This window comes from Xanthomonas sp. WHRI 6108 (genome assembly GCF_040202385.2).
GTDB lineage: Bacteria > Pseudomonadota > Gammaproteobacteria > Xanthomonadales > Xanthomonadaceae > Xanthomonas > Xanthomonas arboricola.
In genome coordinates this window covers 1,343,832-1,361,568 of the sequence record NZ_CP168198.1, presented here as the reverse complement: position 1 = coordinate 1,361,568, position 17,737 = coordinate 1,343,832, and the positions used below count along the sequence as shown (strand labels likewise).

Annotated in this window: 15 protein-coding genes; 10 read left to right on the top strand and 5 right to left on the bottom strand. The window is 65.7% G+C overall.

Features of this window, described 5'->3' with window-relative positions:
* Positions 1-206 precede the first annotated feature (206 nt).
* Entirely contained in the window at positions 207-848 is a 642-nt protein-coding gene (locus tag ABQ039_RS05875) for a response regulator transcription factor (RefSeq protein ID WP_016901693.1), read from the bottom strand.
* Positions 848-2,044, bottom strand: coding sequence for a sensor histidine kinase (locus ABQ039_RS05870; RefSeq protein ID WP_016901692.1), 1,197 nt, complete (start codon positions 2,042-2,044; stop codon positions 848-850). The genes ABQ039_RS05875 and ABQ039_RS05870 overlap by 1 nt, the downstream gene beginning before the upstream one ends.
* A 226-nt stretch (positions 2,045-2,270) precedes the next feature.
* Between ABQ039_RS05870 and ABQ039_RS05865 the strand changes: the two genes are divergently transcribed.
* From ABQ039_RS05865 to ABQ039_RS05845, 5 genes are all read left to right on the top strand, one after another.
* Positions 2,271-2,870, top strand: coding sequence for a GNAT family N-acetyltransferase (locus ABQ039_RS05865; protein ID WP_024939465.1), 600 nt, complete (start codon positions 2,271-2,273; stop codon positions 2,868-2,870).
* Positions 2,871-2,873: 3 nt separating this feature from the next.
* Positions 2,874-3,617 carry a septum site-determining protein MinC gene (minC, locus tag ABQ039_RS05860; protein ID WP_046342009.1) on the top strand — a complete coding sequence of 248 codons (744 nt, stop codon included), beginning with the start codon at positions 2,874-2,876 and terminating at the stop codon, positions 3,615-3,617.
* A 35-nt stretch (positions 3,618-3,652) separates the two neighbouring features.
* A complete protein-coding gene (gene minD / locus ABQ039_RS05855) occupies positions 3,653-4,462 on the top strand; it encodes a septum site-determining protein MinD (RefSeq protein WP_349778525.1) in 810 nt (269 codons plus the stop codon).
* A 2-nt stretch (positions 4,463-4,464) separates the two neighbouring features.
* The gene (minE, locus tag ABQ039_RS05850) at positions 4,465-4,722 is read left to right on the top strand and encodes a cell division topological specificity factor MinE (RefSeq protein ID WP_005994583.1); all 258 of its coding nucleotides are present in this window, start codon (positions 4,465-4,467) and stop codon (positions 4,720-4,722) included.
* Positions 4,723-4,791: 69 nt separating this feature from the next.
* Positions 4,792-5,283: a hypothetical protein gene (locus ABQ039_RS05845; RefSeq protein ID WP_102252572.1), complete on the top strand. Its 492-nt coding sequence runs from the start codon at positions 4,792-4,794 to the stop codon at positions 5,281-5,283.
* A gap of 177 nt (positions 5,284-5,460) precedes the next feature.
* Here ABQ039_RS05845 and ABQ039_RS05840 read toward each other — a convergent pair whose 3' ends face one another.
* Complete coding sequence (locus ABQ039_RS05840) at positions 5,461-6,756, bottom strand: HAMP domain-containing sensor histidine kinase (RefSeq protein WP_184516516.1); 1,296 nt, start codon at positions 6,754-6,756, stop codon at positions 5,461-5,463.
* The gene (locus ABQ039_RS05835; protein ID WP_016901685.1) at positions 6,749-7,465 is read right to left on the bottom strand and encodes a response regulator transcription factor; all 717 of its coding nucleotides are present in this window, start codon (positions 7,463-7,465) and stop codon (positions 6,749-6,751) included. Before ABQ039_RS05835 ends, ABQ039_RS05840 begins: the two co-directional genes overlap by 8 nt.
* Positions 7,466-7,601: 136 nt before the next feature.
* On the opposite strand from ABQ039_RS05835, the gene ABQ039_RS05830 reads away from it, so the two are divergent.
* The 5 genes from ABQ039_RS05830 (at position 7,602) to ABQ039_RS05810 (ending at position 17,213) form a co-directional block, all read left to right on the top strand.
* The gene (locus ABQ039_RS05830; RefSeq protein WP_184615364.1) at positions 7,602-9,335 is read left to right on the top strand and encodes a glycosyltransferase family 39 protein; all 1,734 of its coding nucleotides are present in this window, start codon (positions 7,602-7,604) and stop codon (positions 9,333-9,335) included.
* 101 nt (positions 9,336-9,436) lie between these two features.
* Positions 9,437-10,201: a phosphatase PAP2 family protein gene (locus tag ABQ039_RS05825; RefSeq protein ID WP_184516510.1), complete on the top strand. Its 765-nt coding sequence runs from the start codon at positions 9,437-9,439 to the stop codon at positions 10,199-10,201.
* Positions 10,198-11,853 carry a phosphoethanolamine transferase gene (locus ABQ039_RS05820; RefSeq protein WP_065049271.1) on the top strand — a complete coding sequence of 552 codons (1,656 nt, stop codon included), beginning with the start codon at positions 10,198-10,200 and terminating at the stop codon, positions 11,851-11,853. Before ABQ039_RS05825 ends, ABQ039_RS05820 begins: the two co-directional genes overlap by 4 nt.
* A gap of 1,276 nt (positions 11,854-13,129) precedes the next feature.
* A complete protein-coding gene (locus tag ABQ039_RS05815; RefSeq protein ID WP_349778573.1) occupies positions 13,130-15,148 on the top strand; it encodes a M2 family metallopeptidase in 2,019 nt (672 codons plus the stop codon).
* Between the two features lie 130 nt (positions 15,149-15,278).
* A complete protein-coding gene (locus ABQ039_RS05810; protein ID WP_181097731.1) occupies positions 15,279-17,213 on the top strand; it encodes an XVIPCD domain-containing protein in 1,935 nt (644 codons plus the stop codon).
* A 119-nt stretch (positions 17,214-17,332) separates the two neighbouring features.
* Here ABQ039_RS05810 and ABQ039_RS05805 read toward each other — a convergent pair whose 3' ends face one another.
* Complete coding sequence (locus ABQ039_RS05805) at positions 17,333-17,734, bottom strand: hypothetical protein (protein WP_349778572.1); 402 nt, start codon at positions 17,732-17,734, stop codon at positions 17,333-17,335.
* Between the last annotated feature and the right edge of the window lie 3 nt (positions 17,735-17,737).

Below are 17,737 nucleotides of genomic sequence, written 5' to 3'. Positions count from 1 at the left end.
GGTTTGGTCAGATTGCGCGCAGCTATCATGCACATCGCGCGATGCCTGTGTGTGATGCGATTGCCGCCGGCGCCACGTTCTGCCTCCCGGCCGCGTGCGTGATCAGGTTGGAAACGACCAGACCACCCCGCCCGGTGCCCTGGCGTACGCGCAGCGTCGCGCACGCGTGGCCGCCATGCCGCACGCCGCGCCGCCTGCGCTGCCTATCAGACCAATTGCAGCTCGAAGGCCTTCAGCACCGCGCGGGTGCGGTCACGCACGCCGAGCTTGGACAGGATGTTGGAGACGTGATTCTTGATGGTGCCCTCTGCCACGCCCAGCGAGTTGGCGATCTCCTTGTTGGAGAAGCCGCTGGCCATCAGCCGCAGGATCTCGGTCTCGCGGTCGGTCAGCGGATCGGGCCGGTCCAGGCTGACGAACTCGTTGCGCATGTGCTCCAGGCCCGACAGCAGGCGCTGGGTCACCGCCGGCTGCACCAGCGAGCCGCCGTCGGCCACGGTGCGGATCGCGCCGACCAGTTGTTCCAGCGAGACGTCCTTGAGCAGGTAGCCCTTGGCGCCGGCCTTGAGCCCGGCCAGCACCAGCTGGTCGTCGTCGAAGGTGGTCAGGATGATGGTCGGCGGCAGCGTGCCGTTGCGCGAGAGCATCTGCAGCGCCTCCAGGCCGGACATCACCGGCATGCGCATGTCCATCAGCACCACGTCGGGCTGGACCTGCGGGATCTGCTCGACCGCCTGCTTGCCGTCCGAGGCCTCGGCCACCACCTCGATGCCGTTATCCAGCGCCAGCAGCGAGCGGATGCCCTGGCGTACCAGGGTTTGGTCGTCGACCAGGCACACACGGATCATCAGAACACTCCTTGAGTCACGGCCGCAGGCATCAGTGCCGGCGCGCCTGGGACGGAGATGCGCAGGCCGAAGCCGTCACCCCGCCGGGTTTGAATCTCGAGCTGGCCACCATACTGGTTCAGCCGCTCGCGCATGCCGCGCAGCCCGTTGCCGGGCGCCACCGTGTCGGCGCCATGGCCATCGTCGCGCGCGTCGATCAACACGGTGTCGGCATCGCGCCGCACCTGGATCCACAGATTGCGCGCACCGGCATGGCGCACCGCATTGGTGATGATTTCCTGGGTACAGCGCAGCAGCACGTGGGCGCGCTCGGGGTCGTCCAGGGTCAGCGGCTGGGCGATGTCCAGGTGGATGTCCAGTGACGGCACCTGGGTCACCAGCGGGCGCAGGGCCGCTTCCAGATCGATCGCGCCGCTGTCGCGCAGGTGGCTGACCGCTTCGCGCACGTCGGTGAGCAGCAGCTTGGCCAGCGTATGCGCCTGGCGCACGTGCTCCTGGGCCTGGCCGTCGGTGATGTGGCCGGCCACTTCCAGGTTCAGGCTCAGCGCGGTGAGGTGGTGGCCGAGCAGGTCGTGCAGCTCGCGCGAGATGCGGGTGCGCTCGTTGACGCGGGCGCTTTCGGCCAGCAGCGCGCGGGTGGCGCGCAGCTCGGCATTGAGCCGGCGCTGTTCTTCGCGGGCATCGGTCTGCTGGCGCGCGACCAGGCTGGTCACGAAGATGAACATCGAAAAGCCGCCGTACAGCAGCGACTGCATCAGCGCGGCGAACAGGGTGAAGTCCGGGCGCAGGTAATAGAACACCGGCAGCACCGCCAGCTGGCTGAGCACCAGCCAGGCCACGCCGATGCGCAGCGGCAGCAGCCAGGGGATCACCCCGGCCGCCACCATCATCAGGATGCTGCCCAGCCCGGTCCCGCTCAGATAGCTGACCGCCAGCGCGAAGATGGTCAGCAGCAGCAGGATCAGCCGGTCGTACCAATGCGCATGGCCGCCGCTGCTCAGGCCGCGGGTCAGCCAGAAGTAGCTGGCGCCGAAGCCGACGAAGAACGCCGACATCAGCAGGCCTTCGGCCACGCTGCGGTGGTCGCCCTCTTCGGCCGCCGGCCAGTAGGTGTACACCAAGGGCATGGCGATCATTGCCCAGGTGAACAGGCCGGCGAAGCGCAGGACGCGCGTATGACTGAGGTATCCCAACATGCAGGCATCTTAGGCGCTCGCCGGGCGGCTGCCCTCTTGCCGGAAGTCATGCATGCGTGTGGCATGGCGCGCCGGGCCTGGCAGCAGGAGCTGCCGGCATTGGCATGCTGCAGTCGGTTCTCATGCCTGGCTGGCAGCACACGGCGGGTCGCCGCTTCAGGCCACGCATGCAATAATCCGACGCAGATCCGATTTCGGGTCGAGAGCGTTACCCCACGGAGTCCCAATGTCGATCGTTATCCGCGACGTGCGCGAGCACGAGCTCGATTCCGTCCTGGCCCTGAACAACAATGCCGGACTGGCAATCCTGCCGCTGGATTCAACCAAGCTGCAACGTTTCTACGAGCAGGCCGAATATTTCCGCGTCGCCGAGCGCGACGGCAACCTGGCCGGGTTCCTGGTCGGGTTCGGCAGCGGCAGTGCGCATGACAGCAGCAATTTCGCCTGGTTCCGGGACCGTTACCCGGAATTCTTCTATATCGACCGCATCGTGGTCGCCAGCCGCCGTCGCGGCGGTGGCGTCGGGCGTGCGTTCTACGCCGATGTGCAGAGCTACACCGAGTTGCGCTACCCGCAACTGGCCTGCGAGGTGTTCCTGGACCATGGCGCCGATGCGGCGCTGCTGTTCCATGGCAGCTTCGGCTTCCGCGAGGTCGGCCAGAACACCATGGCCGATGTCGAGGTGCGCGCCAGCATGCTGATGAAAGACATGTGCAGCTATCCGTGGGTCAAGGAGACCTATGCCGGCAAGTTGCCCGACCACCTGCCGTGGGTCGGCCGGCCGCGTCATGCCGCCGCCACCGACAACCCGTCGACGGGGAGCTGAGGCGTGGCGAGCGTGAATGTGGATTTTGAACAGGCCGGCGAACTGAAGATCGGCCAGGTGGGCATTGCCAACCTGCGCGTGCGCACGCTGGACGTGCCGCGCCTGGTGCGCGAGATGCGCGAGCGCGTGACCCGCGCGCCGAAGTTGTTCGGACGCGCGGCGGTGATCCTGGATTTCGGCGGCTTGTCGCAGGTACCGGACCTGGCTACGGCCAAGGCGCTGCTGGACGGCCTGCGCGATGCCGGCGTGTTGCCGGTGGCACTGGCCTACGGCACCAGCGAGATCGACCTGCTCTCGCAGCAGCTCGGCGTGCCGCTGTTGGCCAAGTTCCGTGCGCAATACGAGCCGACCGCGGTGAGCCCGCCGCCGCCGCCACCACCGGCGCGTGCCGAACCCGCAGCGCCCGCGGCGCGGCCGGCGCCTGGACGCATGCAACGCAACGCGGTGCGCTCGGGCCAGCAGCTGTATGCGGAGAACTGCGACCTGACTGTGCTCAGTACGGTCGGTGCCGGGGCGGAGGTCATCGCCGACGGCAGCATCCATATCTACGGTACCCTGCGTGGCCGCGCGTTGGCCGGCGCCCAGGGCAACCCTGACGCGCGCATCTTCTGCCGCGACTTCCACGCCGAACTGGTTGCCATCGCTGGCCACTACAAGGTGCTGGACGATGTTCCCATGGACCTGCGTGGCAAGGCCGTCCAGGTCTGGCTGGAGCAGGATCAGATCAAGATCGCTGCGCTGGACTGACGCAGCCCAACCACAGAAATATTCGGAGAAATCCTTTGGCTGAAATCATCGTAGTCACCTCCGGCAAGGGCGGCGTTGGCAAGACCACCACCAGCGCGAGCCTGGCCTGCGGGCTGGCACGGCGCGGCAAGAAGGTCGCCGTCATCGACTTCGACGTCGGTCTGCGCAACCTGGACCTGATCATGGGCTGCGAGCGGCGCGTGGTGTACGACTTCGTCAACGTCGTGCATGGCGAAGCCACGCTCAAGCAGTCGCTGATCAAGGACAAGCGCTTCGACAACCTGTACGTGCTGGCTGCCTCGCAGACCCGCGACAAGGACGCGCTGACCCAGGAAGGCGTGGAGAAGGTGCTCAAGGACCTGGCCGCCGACGGCTTCGACTACATCGTCTGCGATTCGCCGGCCGGCATCGAGAAAGGCGCGTTCCTGGCGATGTATTTCGCCGACCGTGCGGTGGTGGTGGTCAATCCGGAAGTTTCCTCGGTCCGCGACTCGGACCGCATCATCGGCCTGCTCGATTCCAAGACCCGCAAGGCAGAGCAAGGCAAGACCGTGCCGGCCTTCCTGCTGCTGACCCGCTACAGCCCGGGCCGCGTGGAAGGCGGCGAGATGCTCAGCATCACCGACGTGGAGGAAGTGCTGGGGCTGAAGGCCATCGGCGTGATTCCCGAATCCGGCGATGTGCTCAACGCCTCCAACAAGGGCGAGCCGGTGATCCTGGATGCCGAGTCCCCGGCCGGCCAGGCCTACGACGACGCGGTCGCCCGCATCATGGGCGAAGAGCGCCCGATGCGATTCACATCCGTGGAGAAGAAAGGCTTCTTCAGCAAGCTGTTCGGAGGGTAAGCATGGGCCTGCTCGATTTTCTCAAGAGCAAGAAGAACACCGCCGAGACGGCCAAGAACCGCCTGCAGATCATCATTGCGCAGGAGCGCAACCACCGCGGCGGGCCGGATTACCTGCCGCTGCTGCAGCGCGAATTGCTGGAAGTGATCAAGAAGTACGTCAACATCGACGCCGATGCGGTGCGGGTTGATCTGGTCAAGGATGGCGAGCATGACGTGCTCGATATTTCGGTTGCCTTGCCCGAAGACGGCGACAAGTAAGCGTTCCCTGCGGCACCGTGTTTGCACGGTGCCGCCTTGACGGCCCGAACCGACCGCGAGCCCTTGCGTGTGACCATCGATTCCTCTCCCAGCCCCGAGCCAGCCAGCGTGTTGTGCGTGGGCGATATCGGCCTGGACGCGCCGGCCGCGCTGCTCGCCCGCTATGGCCTGCGCCTGCATCGCGTGGAAGCCGGCGCGCCGATCCCCGGCAGTTTCTGGGGCGAACCGGAAGCCGGCATCATCGGCTGCGATGTCTATGTGCGTGACGACACGCCGGTGCATTCGCTGTTGCACGAGGCCGGGCACCTGATCGTCCTGCCGGCCGACAAACGCGCGGCTGTGCATACCGACGCCACCGATTCGGTGGATGAGGAAGACGCCACCTGTTATCTGCAGATCCTGCTGGCCGAGCAATTGCCGGGCGTGGGCAGCGCGCGCCTGATGACCGACATGGACACCTGGGGCTACACCTACCGGCTGGGATCCACGCGTGCCTGGTTCGAGCAGGACGCGGAAAATGCGCGCAGCTGGTTGAGCGCGCGCGGTTTGCTGCCGGCCTGAGTGCCCGCGCCGTGGTCGAGGGGCGTTGCGCTGGATGCGGCTCTCGAGATCAGTCGATGCGTCCACTCAACGCAGTGGCTGCCACGAAGTAGTAAACAGCCGTCGGGCGCTGGCAGATGCCGCACACGCGGCGTGTGCGCGACCACGTGCGATGTCACCGCCTGCGTGACTGCCCCATCATCCCTTCGCTGTCGCGGCCAATGCCCCGGACAGGTCCAGCGTCGCCACCGTGCCCTGCCCGGCATTGGAATCCAGGTTCAGATGCCAGCCCAGATGCTCGCAGAGCCGTCCGATCAGTTCCAGCCCGATGCCGTTGCCCTGGCGTGCGTTGCCGCGCGCCAGGCGCGCGTAGATCGCGCTGATCTCCTCCGGCGTCATTCCGTGGCCCGGGTCGGCAATGCGCACCACACCTGGTGCCGATAGCGAGACGCGGATGATGCCGCGGTCGCTGTTCTCGATCGCGTTGCGCAACAGGTTGCCGATGGCGGTCTGCACGATCGCCACCGGTGCGGTGAGGCTGCATGGCGGAAGCGGATCGGTGAGTACCTGCAGGTCCTTGTCGGCGAGCAGATGCGCGTGGTCGGCGACGATCTCCGGCAGCAACTGGTCCAGACGCAGCGTATCGCTGGTGCGCGTCAGCCGGCCGGGGTCCTTGGCCAGCACCAGCAACAAGGTGATCAACTGCTCCACCGCGGCGCTGGTCTGGGCGATGCGCTCCAGCTGGTGGCGCACCGCCGGTGGTGTGCCGGCTTGCTCCAGCGCCAGTTCAGCGGCGTTGCCGATCACCGCCAGCGGGGTGCGCAACTCGTGGCTGGCACTGTCGATGAAGGCGCGTTCGCGTTCGACGAACTGGCCGTTGCGATCGAGATAGTCGTTGAGCGCGTCGGCAATCACGTACAGCTCGGCGCTGCCCTGCGGGCCAACAGCAATGCGTTGCGCACGCCGCTCCGGACGCAGCGCGCCGATGTCGCGCGCCAGCTCCACCAGCGGGCGCACCAGCCGCGCCATCGCATAAGTCCCCATCAGCAAGGTGATGCCGATCAGCGCGACGCCTGCAGCCAGCATCCAGCGGGTGATGAACTGCTCAAGCGCTTCGAAATCGGTGATGTCCAGCACCAGCGCCAGGCGCCCGGCATGCGGCGTGTCGCGCACCATCACCGCGCTCTGGCGGCCGGCGATTTCCAGCTCGTCGTGCAGGCCGGGATGCAGCGTGCGCAGGACCGGCGGCACTGCCGCGCTGCCGTCGACGCGATACAGCCGCAGGGTGTCCGAGTCCTGCCAGCGGTAATCCGGATTCTGCGCACTGCGATCCAGGATGCTGTCCAGCTCCGAATTCAACAACGAGCGCCACACGCCGTGTTCTGCGCGTTCGTGCAGATACTGCGCGGTGCCGAACACCGCCAGCACCATCAGCAGCGTGTAGCCGAACAACCACACCAGCACGCGGCGGCCCAACGGGCGCTGCCTAAGCATCGCTGCACTCGCCCGCGGCCGGATCGCCGGCACCTTCCAGCGGCGCCAGGCGATAGCCCAACCGCGGCAGGGTGTGGATCAGTTTCTGCGCGAACGGGCCATCCACGCTGCGACGCAACTCATAGATATGCGAGCGCAGCATGTCGCCATCGGGTGGATCGTCGCCCCATAGCGATTGCTCCAGCCGCTGGCGGGTGACCGCGGCGGGGCTGGCCTGCATCAGCACTTCCAGCAGCTTGCGGCAGGCCGGATACAGGTGCAGCACCTGGCCGGCGCGGGTGGCTTCCAGCGTGGACAGGTCCAGACGCAGATCGGCCACCTGCAGCAACTTGCCGCGTCGGCGCCCATGCGCACGCGCAAGCAGGGCCTCGATGCGGACCTCCAGTTCCGGCAGCGCGAACGGCTTGGTCAGATAGTCGTCGGCACCGGCCCGGAAGCCGGCGATCTTGTCGGGCAGCTCGTCGCGGGCGGTGAGCATGATCACCGGCAGCTCGGACTGGTGCTGCTCGCGCAGGCGGCGCAGCACTTCCGGGCCGTCCATGCGCGGCATCATCCAATCCAGCACCAGCACGTCGTACTGCTGGGTGGTGGCCAGATGCAGGCCGGTGATGCCGTCGGGCGCTGCGTCCAGGGTGTGCCCGCGCGCTTCGAAATAGTCGAACAGGTTGGCAACCATGTTGCGGTTGTCTTCGATGACCAGCAACCGCATGAGCGCGTTTCCAGGGCGGCCCGACAGGGACGATGTGCGCATCCTAACCGAGCCTGGCCGAACACAGCCGCTCTGGATGGTTCCGACAAAATTCCGACCTGCTTGCCGGATAGTGTGGCGCCCCACCGATCGGGGCGTGCGCGTGTCGCCTGCCATCTCCGCCGCCACTTCCCGCCAGCGTGCACTGCTCGCCGCCGTGTTGCTGATCATCGTCAGCCTGCTGGCCGGGCTGGGCCTGCGCCAGCCCAACCCGCCGGACGAGCCGCGCTTTGTGCTGGCCGCACGCAGCATGGTCGCGACCGGTCAGTGGCTATTGCCGCACCGGGGCAGCGAGCTGTACGCCGAAAAGCCGCCGGTCTTCATGTGGTTGCAGGCAGCCAGCTACGAGCTGGTGCCGCACTGGTCGGTCGCGTTCCTGCTGCCTTCGCTGCTGGCTGCGCTCGCCACGTTATGGCTGACCTGGGACATCGCGCGGCGATTATGGAACCGACGCGTGGCGCGGCATGCGGTACTTGCGTTGTTTGCGGTGCTGCAGTTCGGCCTGATGGCCAAGCGTGCGCAGATCGACATGGTGCTGGTGGCGCTGACCACGCTGTCGTTGTGGGGGATGCTGCGGCATCTGCTGCGCGGGCCGGACTGGCGCGCATGGACGCTGGGATTGTTCGCCGCCGGCGTGGGCACGGTGACCAAGGGCGTGGGCTTTCTGCCCTTGCTGCTGTTGCTGCCGTGGATGGCGCTGCCGCGCAGGCACTGGCGCGTGCTGCCGGCACGCGCACAGGCCGGGCGCAGCTGGTTGCTGGTGCTGCCCGCGTTCCTGGCGGGGACCGCGGTATGGCTCGGTCCGCTGGGTATCGCGTTGTGGCAGAGCAACGACCCGGCGCTGCATGCCTACGCGCACGAGTTGTTGTTCAAGCAGACCGGTACCCGTTATGCGCACGCCTGGCATCATGTCAAGCCGGCCTGGTACTACCTGCAGGTGATCGCCACGCTGTGGTTGCCCGGCTGCCTGCTGTTGCCCTGGTTGCTGCCGGCCTGGTGGCGACGGCTGCGACGCGGCGACCAGCGCTATCTGTTGCTGCTTGCCTGGAGCGTGTTGGTGCTGGTGTTCTTCAGCGCCAGCCCGGGCAAGCGCGAGGTCTATATCTTTCCGATGCTGCCGGCCCTGTGCATCGCCGCTGCACCGCTTCTGGCCGGGCTGCTGCGCAAACGTGGCGTCCGCGTGTTGCTGACCGGCTACCTGCTGCTGCTTGCGCTGGCCGCTCTTGCATTGGGCAGCGGTATCGCACTGCATCTGCACTGGGCGGAAAACACCGCCCTGCAGCGCGGGATGGAGTTGGCCTCGCTGCGATCGGTGGGTCTCTGGTTGATCGGGCTGGGCGTGGTCGGCCTGGCGACAATTGCATGGTCGCGTGGCAAGCGCACCGGTACCGCGGTGGTGGTGGTGACCGCCGCACTATGGAGCGTGTACGGCCTGGGCTTGATGCCGGCACTGGACCCTTACAGTTCTGCCGCCCGCTTGATGCAGCGCGTGGGACAGCGCATCGGCCCGGAGGCCGAGCTCGGCATGCTGGCCTGGCGCGAGCAGAACATGCTGCAGGCGGATCGACCGGTCACCGACTTCGGCTTCAAGGCGAGTTGGCAGCAGCAGTGGGCCAAGGCCGGTCCATGGCTTGCACACGCACCTGAGCGTCGTTGGCTGTTCGTCCTCAAGCAGGCGGTACCGGCGTGCATCGATCCGGCGCAACGGATCGATATTGGCGAGTCCAACCGCAATCAATGGCAGTTAATACACGGCACGGCATGGCATGTCGACTGCATCTCACGAATATCCGATGAAAAGGAGATAAGTGCGGATTCCGACGCGGATTGATATACCCGATAAACGTTAACGTTCGCGCAACTCGGGTCCGACCACTTTCCGACATGCCGCTTTCGAAGATGCAGGGTAATGACGACCAGCCCGATTCTTCGATGACCACGCTTCCCATTTACGCGCCGAGATCAGCGCGCTCTTTCGCATTGCTGCAGACGCGATTTCTTGCTCTGCACCTGTGGCTTCCGCTGGCATGCGTGGCACTGCTCAGTGCGCTATTGATGAACCTCGGCGGTGACCAATGGATTGCCGATGCGCTGTATCGACTGGAAGGCGGACACTGGCTACTGAAAGACCACTGGTTTACCAGCGACCTCGTCCATCGCATTGGAAAGTGGTTGAGCACGGCTACAGCCATCGGTGTATTGGTGCTGGCTGTGCTTGCTTGGTGCAACCAACGTCTGCGCGCAATGCGCTGGCCATTGACATATCTCGCGACCTCAATCGCCTTGTCGACGTCGCTTGTTTCCTTGCTCAAGTCGTGGACGGCGATGGATTGCCCATGGGATTTAAGCCGTTATGGCGGCACCCATCCAATGATCGGGCTATTCGAATCGCGCAACGGCATTGCTGCGTCCGGTTGTTTCCCTGCAGGCCACGCCAGTGCCGGTTATGCGTGGGTGGCTTTGTATTTCTGTGCGCTAGCACTGCGTCCTGCGTGGCGTGTTCCTGCATTGTGGCTGGGCATCGCGGCAGGCTTGTTATTCGGGATTGCGCAGCAATTACGCGGCGCGCATTTTCTGTCGCACGACCTGTGGTCGCTGGCGGTGTGTTGGGGAACTGCACTTGCACTGTACTGCGTGATGCTGGCTCGACCGCATCGCGCCAATGATGTGGTGTTGCAATCGGGGGATGCAGCATGAGTACCTATCTACCGCAATCGCGTGGGCTCAAGCGCCTGCGCGCACTGAGCTGGACGACGCGACCGACGGTCTCGACCGAAACCTTGGTGTTGTTGTCGAGTCTGTTCTTCGCACTGGTGTGCAACCAGCTGTTCTGGCACACGGCCATGGCCACGCATCCGGGCAGTCTCGGGTTTGCCATCTCGTTGATGGCCTTGCTGGTGGCCGTGCATGCGTTATTGCTGGGCCTGCTGGTGTGGCGCTGGAACGCCAAGCCGCTGTTGACGCTGCTGCTGTTCACCACCGCGCTGGCTGCGCACTACATGGACAGCTACAACGTCTACCTGGATGCGGACATGCTGCGCAATGTGCTGCATACCGACCACAAGGAATCGCGCGAACTGCTCACGCCCGGCTTGATCCTGCCGCTGCTGTGCTACTTCCTGATTCCGGCCACGCTGTTGTGGCGCACGCGCCTGCAGGCACGCAGCATCGGCAGATCACTGGCAATCCGCGCCGGCTTCTTGCTGGTGGTGGCAGTGGTCGGCGCGGCCGGCGCGATGCTGTCGTCGCAGGACGTCTCGGCATTGATGCGCAATCACCGCGAGGTGCGCTACCTGGCCACGCCGATCAACTACATCGTGGCGCTGCGGCAGAACCTCAAATCCGATTCGCCGATCAAGCATGCGCCCAAGCAACCGGTCGAACACGATGCCATGGCCACACCACGTGCACCGGGAAGCCGTCCGCGCCTGCTGCTGGTGGTGCTGGGCGAAACCGCACGTGCGCAGAACTGGGGCCTCAACGGCTATGCGCGCCAGACCACGCCCGAGCTGGCCCAGGCCGGGGTGATCAATTTCCCCGACATGCATTCCTGCGGCACCAGCACCGAGGTCTCGGTGCCGTGCATGTTTTCGCCGTTCGGCCGCCGCGATTACAACGAGGACACGATCCGCGGCCACCAGTCGCTGCTGCATGTGCTCGAACACGCCGGCATTTCCACGCTGTGGCGCGACAACCAGTCCGGCTGCAAGGGCGTCTGCGATGGCCTGGACATCCAGAAGCTGGACGATGCCACCACGCCAGGGCTGTGCGCCGATGGCCGTTGCATGGACGAGATCCTGCTGAGCGACCTGGCTGCGCAAGTGCGCGCAAAGCCCGGCGACCGCGTGGTGGTGCTGCATCAACTCGGCAGCCACGGACCGAGTTACTTCGAACGCTACCCGGCACAGTTCGAGCGCTTCAAACCGGTGTGCAAGACCGCCGACCTGGGCAGTTGCAGCCGCCAGAACATCGTCAACGCCTACGACAATTCCATCACCTATACCGATCACTTCCTCAACCAGGCCATCCACACGCTGCGCGGGCTGCAGGACTACGACACCGCGATGATCTACCTCTCCGATCACGGCGAATCGCTGGGCGAAAAAGGCCTCTACCTGCATGGCGTGCCCTACGCGATCGCGCCCAAGGAACAGACCCACGTGCCGATGGTGATGTGGTTCTCGCCGGAGTTCGCACGTGACCGCGGCCTGGACGAAACCTGCCTGCGCCACCGTGCCGGCCAGTACACCGATCAGGACGCGCTGTTTCCGTCGGTGCTCGGTCTGATGCAGGTCAAGACCAGCGCCTATGCACGCGAGCGCGATCTGTTCGCGCAATGCACGGGATAGACGCGACTGAATTTCTTCAAGCATGGCTTATCGAAGGCACGGTGCCCTAGCCGCTCGCGCGATACGCCGTGAATCCTCCCGTGGAGGTTCCTTGGCGGCATCCATGCCGGCGAGGACACCGCGCCAGTAAGTTGGTCGGCTTCTTTTTTGAAGACTTGCTGCGCGGCTTGCGATGGAAAGATTTTCGGACGCACGACGCTCCGAACAACGCGCATCAGGCACTGCTCTTACCGTGCACACCGACTATCTCGACGGGTCCTTGCCCGCCCACCGTCGCGGGACCTTACGCGGCATGGATGCCGCGTAAGCGCCTACATGGACGTACTTGCGGCGTGTCCTGCGAGGGTGGGCGGGCAAGGGCCCTGCAACCCAGCCGCAGATCATCCGCTCTGTAGCCGATCTATCCGCGCTGTCCAGACCTTTGGAGCACGACACCCAAAACAACGCGTGACAAGCTGCTTGTCGCGCGTGTGTCGGACTTCGAGCATCTAACAACGCGCATTACGCACTGCTCTTACCGTGCACACAGACCATCTCGACTGGTCCTTGCCCGCCCACCCTCGCGGGACCTTACGCGGCATGGATGCCGCGTAAGAGCCTACATGGACGTACTTGCGGCGTGTCCTGCGAGGGTGGGCGGGCAAGGGCCCCGCAGCCAAGCGGCAGATCAACCGCTCTGCAGCTGATACATCGGCGTCGTCCAGTCCTTTGGAGCACGACACCAAAAGCAATCTCGTGAAAAGCTGCTTGTCGCGCGTGTGTCGGACGTCGAGTATCGGACAACGCGCATGACGCACTGCTCTTACCGTGCACACCGACCATCTCCACTGGTCCTTGCCCGCCTACCGTCGCGGGACCTTACGCGGCATGGATGCCGCGTAAGAGCCTACAGGGACGTACTTGCGGCGTGTCCCGCGATGGTGGGCGGGCAAGGGCCCTGCAGCCAAGCCGCAGATCGCCTGCCCTACGACCGATACATCCGCACGGTTCCATCAACCCGATGCAGCCGGCCCCCCAGTCTTGAAGCAGCTGACAGTACGGCGCGAGCAAATCAGCAGGCAGGTAGTGACGACGCACTTTCAACCGGCGTGCCCTAGCACTCCATGCCGCATCAGGTAACGGCCGTGGCCGCCTGCGGTGAGCACGCCAATGTGGCACTTGCTCTGACGAGCACAGATGGATTTGCAGCCCACCCAAGTCGCGTACACCGTGACAGCGCTTGCGGTGAACCCCGACGCGCTCTAGCCTGCGTCGGACTTCACCGCAAGGACCACCCGTGAATCCTCGTTTGTTGTGGCTGGCGCTGGGCGTGGCCGCCGGCACCGTGTCGTTGTCGGCCTGCCGTCAGGACGCGGCAGCACCCGCCAAGCCCGCTGCCACCAAAACCGCGCCGGACGAAAGCGCCGACCAGTTCGTCGCGCGCATCAGCGCCGAGTACAAGGCCGCTTACCCGGAACTCACCGCCGCGCAATGGTTGTCCTCGACCTACATCAACGGCGACTCGCAGCTGCTGGCCGCCAAGGCCAACGAACGCTCGCTGGCGCAACTGGACCGCTGGATCGAACAATCCAAGCAGTATGCAGGCACCCCGATGTCGGCCGACAGCGCGCGTGCATTGCAACTGCTGAAATTGATGAGCGCCCTGCCCGCCCCACGCGACCCGGCCAAGCTGGCAGAGCTCACCCGGATCGCCGCCAAGATGGAAGGCGATTATGGTGCGGCCAGTTATTGCGTGGGCGATGGCGAACAACGCCGCTGCCGCCAGCTTGGCGAGCTGGAACAGGTGCTGGCCAGCAGCCGTGATTACGCCGAACAGCTGGATGCCTGGCAGGGCTGGCATGGCACTGCAGTCCCGATGCGCAAGGACTACCAGCGCTTTGTCGAGCTCGCCAACGAGGGCGCGCGCGGGCTGGGCTTTGCCGATGTCGGCGTGCTGTGGCGCAGCGGTTACGACATGCCGCCAGCGCAACTGGCCAGCGAGACCGACCGTCTATGGGAACAGGTCAAGCCGCTATACGCACAACTGCAGTGCTATGCGCGCGGCAAGCTCGATACGCAGTACGGCAAGGACAAGGGCGAGCTCGCCGGCGGCATGTTGCCGGCGCATCTGATGGGCAATATGTGGCAGCAGGACTGGAGCAATCTGTGGGACCTGCTGCAGCCATACCCGGGTGCCGGCGACCTGGACATCACCGCTGCGCTGGAAAAACAGTACCAGGGCAACCTGAGTGCGGTGCTGGCACGCACCACCGGCACCGAAGGCGGCAGCGGTGCACGCTTCCAGGCCGAGCGCGAAGCGCAGCTGCGCACCGCAAGACAGATGACCGAACGTGCGCAGGATTTCTACACCTCGCTCGGCATGCCCAAGCTTCCCGACACCTATTGGCAACGTTCGCAGTTCATCAAACCGCTGGACCGCGACGTGGTCTGCCATGCCAGCGCATGGGACATGAACATGGGCGGCGAAGCGACGCAGAACATCGGTGCGGACGTGCGCACCAAGATGTGCATCAAGCCGACCGAAGAAGATTTCACCACCATCTATCACGAGCTTGGGCACATCTATTACGACCTGGCCTACAACCCGCTGCCGCCACTGTTCCAGAACGGCGCCAACGACGGTTTCCACGAAGCGATCGGCGACACCATCGTGCTGGCGATGACGCCCAGGTATCTGCAGTCGATCGGCATGGTCGGCGAACAGCAAACCAGCCGCGAGGCGCTGCTCAATTCGCAGATGCGCATGGCGCTGAGCAAGGTTGCCTTCCTGCCGTTCGGGCTGATGATCGACCGCTGGCGCTGGGGCGTGTTCGACGGCTCGATCCCCCCCGAGCGTTACAACCAGGCCTGGTGGGAACTGAAAGCCAGGTACCAGGGCGTTGCACCGGCGAGCCCACGCGGCGAAGAGTTCTTCGATGCCGGCGCCAAGTACCATGTGCCCGGCAACACGCCGTACACCCGGTATTTTCTTGCGCACATCCTGCAGTTCCAGTTCTACAAGGGCCTGTGCGAAGCCGCCGGCCATCAAGGCCCGTTGTACGAGTGCAGTTTCTACGGCAACAAGGACGCCGGGCAGAAGTTCTGGTCGATGCTGCAACGGGGTTCCAGCCAACCCTGGCAGACCACGCTGAAGGAACTCACTGGCAACGACCGCCTGGATGCCGGCCCGATGCTGGAATATTTCGCGCCGATGAACGAGTGGCTGAAGCAGCAGAACCAGGGGAAATTGTGCGGCTGGCAGGCGAACGCACCCGCGGCCGCCAGCACGACGCCTGTGCCTGCCGCAACGCACTGACGCACGCGCTTCTCGCAGTATGCGGCGGCCCTCACCCTGGCCGCCGCATAACGTTGATTTGATAAACGCACAAAACGCCGGCGATATACTGCGCGCCCGCTGCACCGGCGCAGCATGCAGGATGCATCCAGTGAACAACACCTCCACCGGCCCGGACCCGCGCGACGCGGACCGTAACAAGCAGTTCATCGACGACGCAAACGACCGCGCATTCGACCCGATCTACAGCAGCAAGAGCAGCGACTACGCGCTGGAAGTGGGCGGCAGCAACATCGAGCTCAGCCCCGAAGATCAGACGGTCAAGTATTCCCATACCAGCGAGCAGAGCAGCGGCAGTCCGACGCAGCCGCTAGGCGAGAACAGCCTGCGCAGCAGCCGCTCGCTCGGCCTGGGCAAGCTCAGCGACGCCGAGGCGAAGACCACCACCTTCAACCTCGAGGCCGACGCCAACACCGGCCAGCAGCAACGCCTGCAGACCAAGCTCGGCGACAGCAAGCTGAGCATCGAGACCAGCACCAGTGCCGGGCAGCGCATGCGTTACGCACTGACGCTGCCCGGTGCCGACCAGCCTGCAGAGGCGGCCACCCGCGTCAATCCGCTGCAGCCGGAGAGCCTGCCGATCGGCGCGCGCGCGGTGATGGACGCGCAGACCTACACCCAGCGCGATGCCTCGGCGAGCCTGCAACACCTCACCATGCAAAGCGAGATCACCGAAGCCAGCGGCCGCAGCTACCTGATCGAGCGCGTGGACGAGCGCCACGTGCGTGTGGTGACCGGACCCAACGCAGCCATCGAGGCAGTCAACGCCGTTGGCCTGAAGGTGGGACCGGCGCAGGCCCTGCTCGGGCGCGCCGACGCCCTGGGCCAGTCGCGTGTGGAGAGCGCGCAATTCGACCTGGCCGATCCGCGTGCGCGTGCAGCCATGGGCGCGTTCATACGCGAGGGCAAGATGGCACCGGGTGTGCCCGGCGTCGATGAGCTACAGACGGTGGAGCGGATCAGTTTCAGCTCGCAGCAGCGTCTGCAGCTGGAATTGGGCCCGCTCAGCGCCGATGTGGCCGGCAACCGGAATCAGGGCAGCCAGGTGCGCATCAGCACACCGGGCCAGGACGGCTACACCGTGGTGCAGCAGCTGCAATACGGCGGCAACGTGCCGCTGACGATCGTGCGCCAGTACGACGGCAACGACACCGAACGCGTGCAGGAACGCAGCTACCGCTTCGAGATCGATGGTGATGTCGCCGCGCCGGGGCTGCTGCAACGCCTGGGCGGGCGCAACGAGGCCAGCGAGGAGAAGGCGATTGCACAGAATCTCAACAGCGCGCTGAGCGGCGACATGGCGGGCACCGGTGCGATTGCGGCAGGGCAGAAGACCACGCTGGCCTTCAGCGAGGCGCAGATGCAGGCGCTAATGCAGCAGACCCAGGCCAGCGTCGAAGCCGGCAGGATCGGCGGCAGCTCGCTGACGGCGCTGGTCGGCGACCGCAACGCCGCACCGCAGTCACCCGAACGCTTCGCGATCGCGATGGCGCGCAATGTGGGCGGCGAGCCGTATCCGTTCGTCGAGCGGCTGCAGCGCATCGCCGACGGCGCCGATGGGACATACGACGGCCGGTTGCAGCGCATCGATGCCGAGGCGCTTCCGCGCCAGGCGGCTGCGGAAACCGCGGCGGCGGATCCGCGCAATCCGGCCAGTCCGGACCATGCGCTGCTGAGCCAATGCACCGCAGCGGTGGAGCAGTTGGAGGCCGCGCGCGGCCGCGTACCCGATGCGGACAGCGAGCGCCTGGCAGCCGGCGCGCTGGTGGCCGCACGCGAGCACGGGCTGCAGCGCGTCGACCACGTGGTGCTCGGCCGCGACCCGGCACAGGGCTTCGTGGTCCAGGGAGCGCTGGATTCGCCGGCGCACCTGCGCGGACCCTTCGATGCCCAGGCCGCGCAGCAGACGCCGGTGGACCACAGCCTGCAGCGCGCGCAGGCAGTGGGCGCCGAGCAGGATCGCAACGCCGCAGCGCAGGAACAGGCGCAGCAGCAGGACGTCCAGCGACAGGCACCGGCGCGCTGATTCAGCGCGCTGGCTGATCCGCAGCCAAGCGCTGGCGCAGGTCAGCACCGAACACTGCCCGCTGACGCGGAATGGGCCATGTCCGGAGCCGGTCTCGCCGACACCGCTGCGTTATGACCTCAGTTGGTGCGCGCAGGCACCAGCTTCTGCGCGAACTCGATCCGGAACGCCTCGAAATCCCTGCCATCGGCGGCCGCCTCGGCATGCGCCGCGTCCTTGAGCGCGTCCGAATAGGTCAGCCGCACCGGCGTGCCCTGGCATTCGTGCAGCTCGGCCGCGCGCATGATCAGGGCCAGCACCTGGGCGGCGCTGGTGCTTTCGCCGGCAATGCGGCCGTCCATGCCCAGCACCCATTCGCCGTCGCGGCGGACGATGCCGGCCAGTAGCGTGCGTTGCTGGTCGCGCAGTTCGGCATGCGGCTCGATCGGCGAAACCGGCGCGGGATTGGCGGCGGCCTGGTTGCGCTGGCGCTCGGCGGCGCGCTTGCGGGCATCGCGGCGCAGCTTGGAATCGGTGGACATGCA

What these genes read in the sequence shown, in the direction of transcription:
- ABQ039_RS05875 (WP_016901693.1), bottom strand. Translation starts at nt 848, where the DNA reads ATGATCCGTGTGTGCCTGGTCGACGACCAAACCCTGGTACGCCAGGGC.
- ABQ039_RS05870 (WP_016901692.1), bottom strand. Translation starts at nt 2,044, where the DNA reads ATGTTGGGATACCTCAGTCATACGCGCGTCCTGCGCTTCGCCGGCCTG.
- ABQ039_RS05865 (WP_024939465.1), top strand. Translation starts at nt 2,271, where the DNA reads ATGTCGATCGTTATCCGCGACGTGCGCGAGCACGAGCTCGATTCCGTC.
- minE (WP_005994583.1), top strand. Translation starts at nt 4,465, where the DNA reads ATGGGCCTGCTCGATTTTCTCAAGAGCAAGAAGAACACCGCCGAGACG.
- ABQ039_RS05840 (WP_184516516.1), bottom strand. Translation starts at nt 6,756, where the DNA reads ATGCTTAGGCAGCGCCCGTTGGGCCGCCGCGTGCTGGTGTGGTTGTTC.
- ABQ039_RS05835 (WP_016901685.1), bottom strand. Translation starts at nt 7,465, where the DNA reads ATGCGGTTGCTGGTCATCGAAGACAACCGCAACATGGTTGCCAACCTG.
- ABQ039_RS05825 (WP_184516510.1), top strand. Translation starts at nt 9,437, where the DNA reads ATGACCACGCTTCCCATTTACGCGCCGAGATCAGCGCGCTCTTTCGCA.
- ABQ039_RS05820 (WP_065049271.1), top strand. Translation starts at nt 10,198, where the DNA reads ATGAGTACCTATCTACCGCAATCGCGTGGGCTCAAGCGCCTGCGCGCA.
- ABQ039_RS05805 (WP_349778572.1), bottom strand. Translation starts at nt 17,734, where the DNA reads ATGTCCACCGATTCCAAGCTGCGCCGCGATGCCCGCAAGCGCGCCGCC.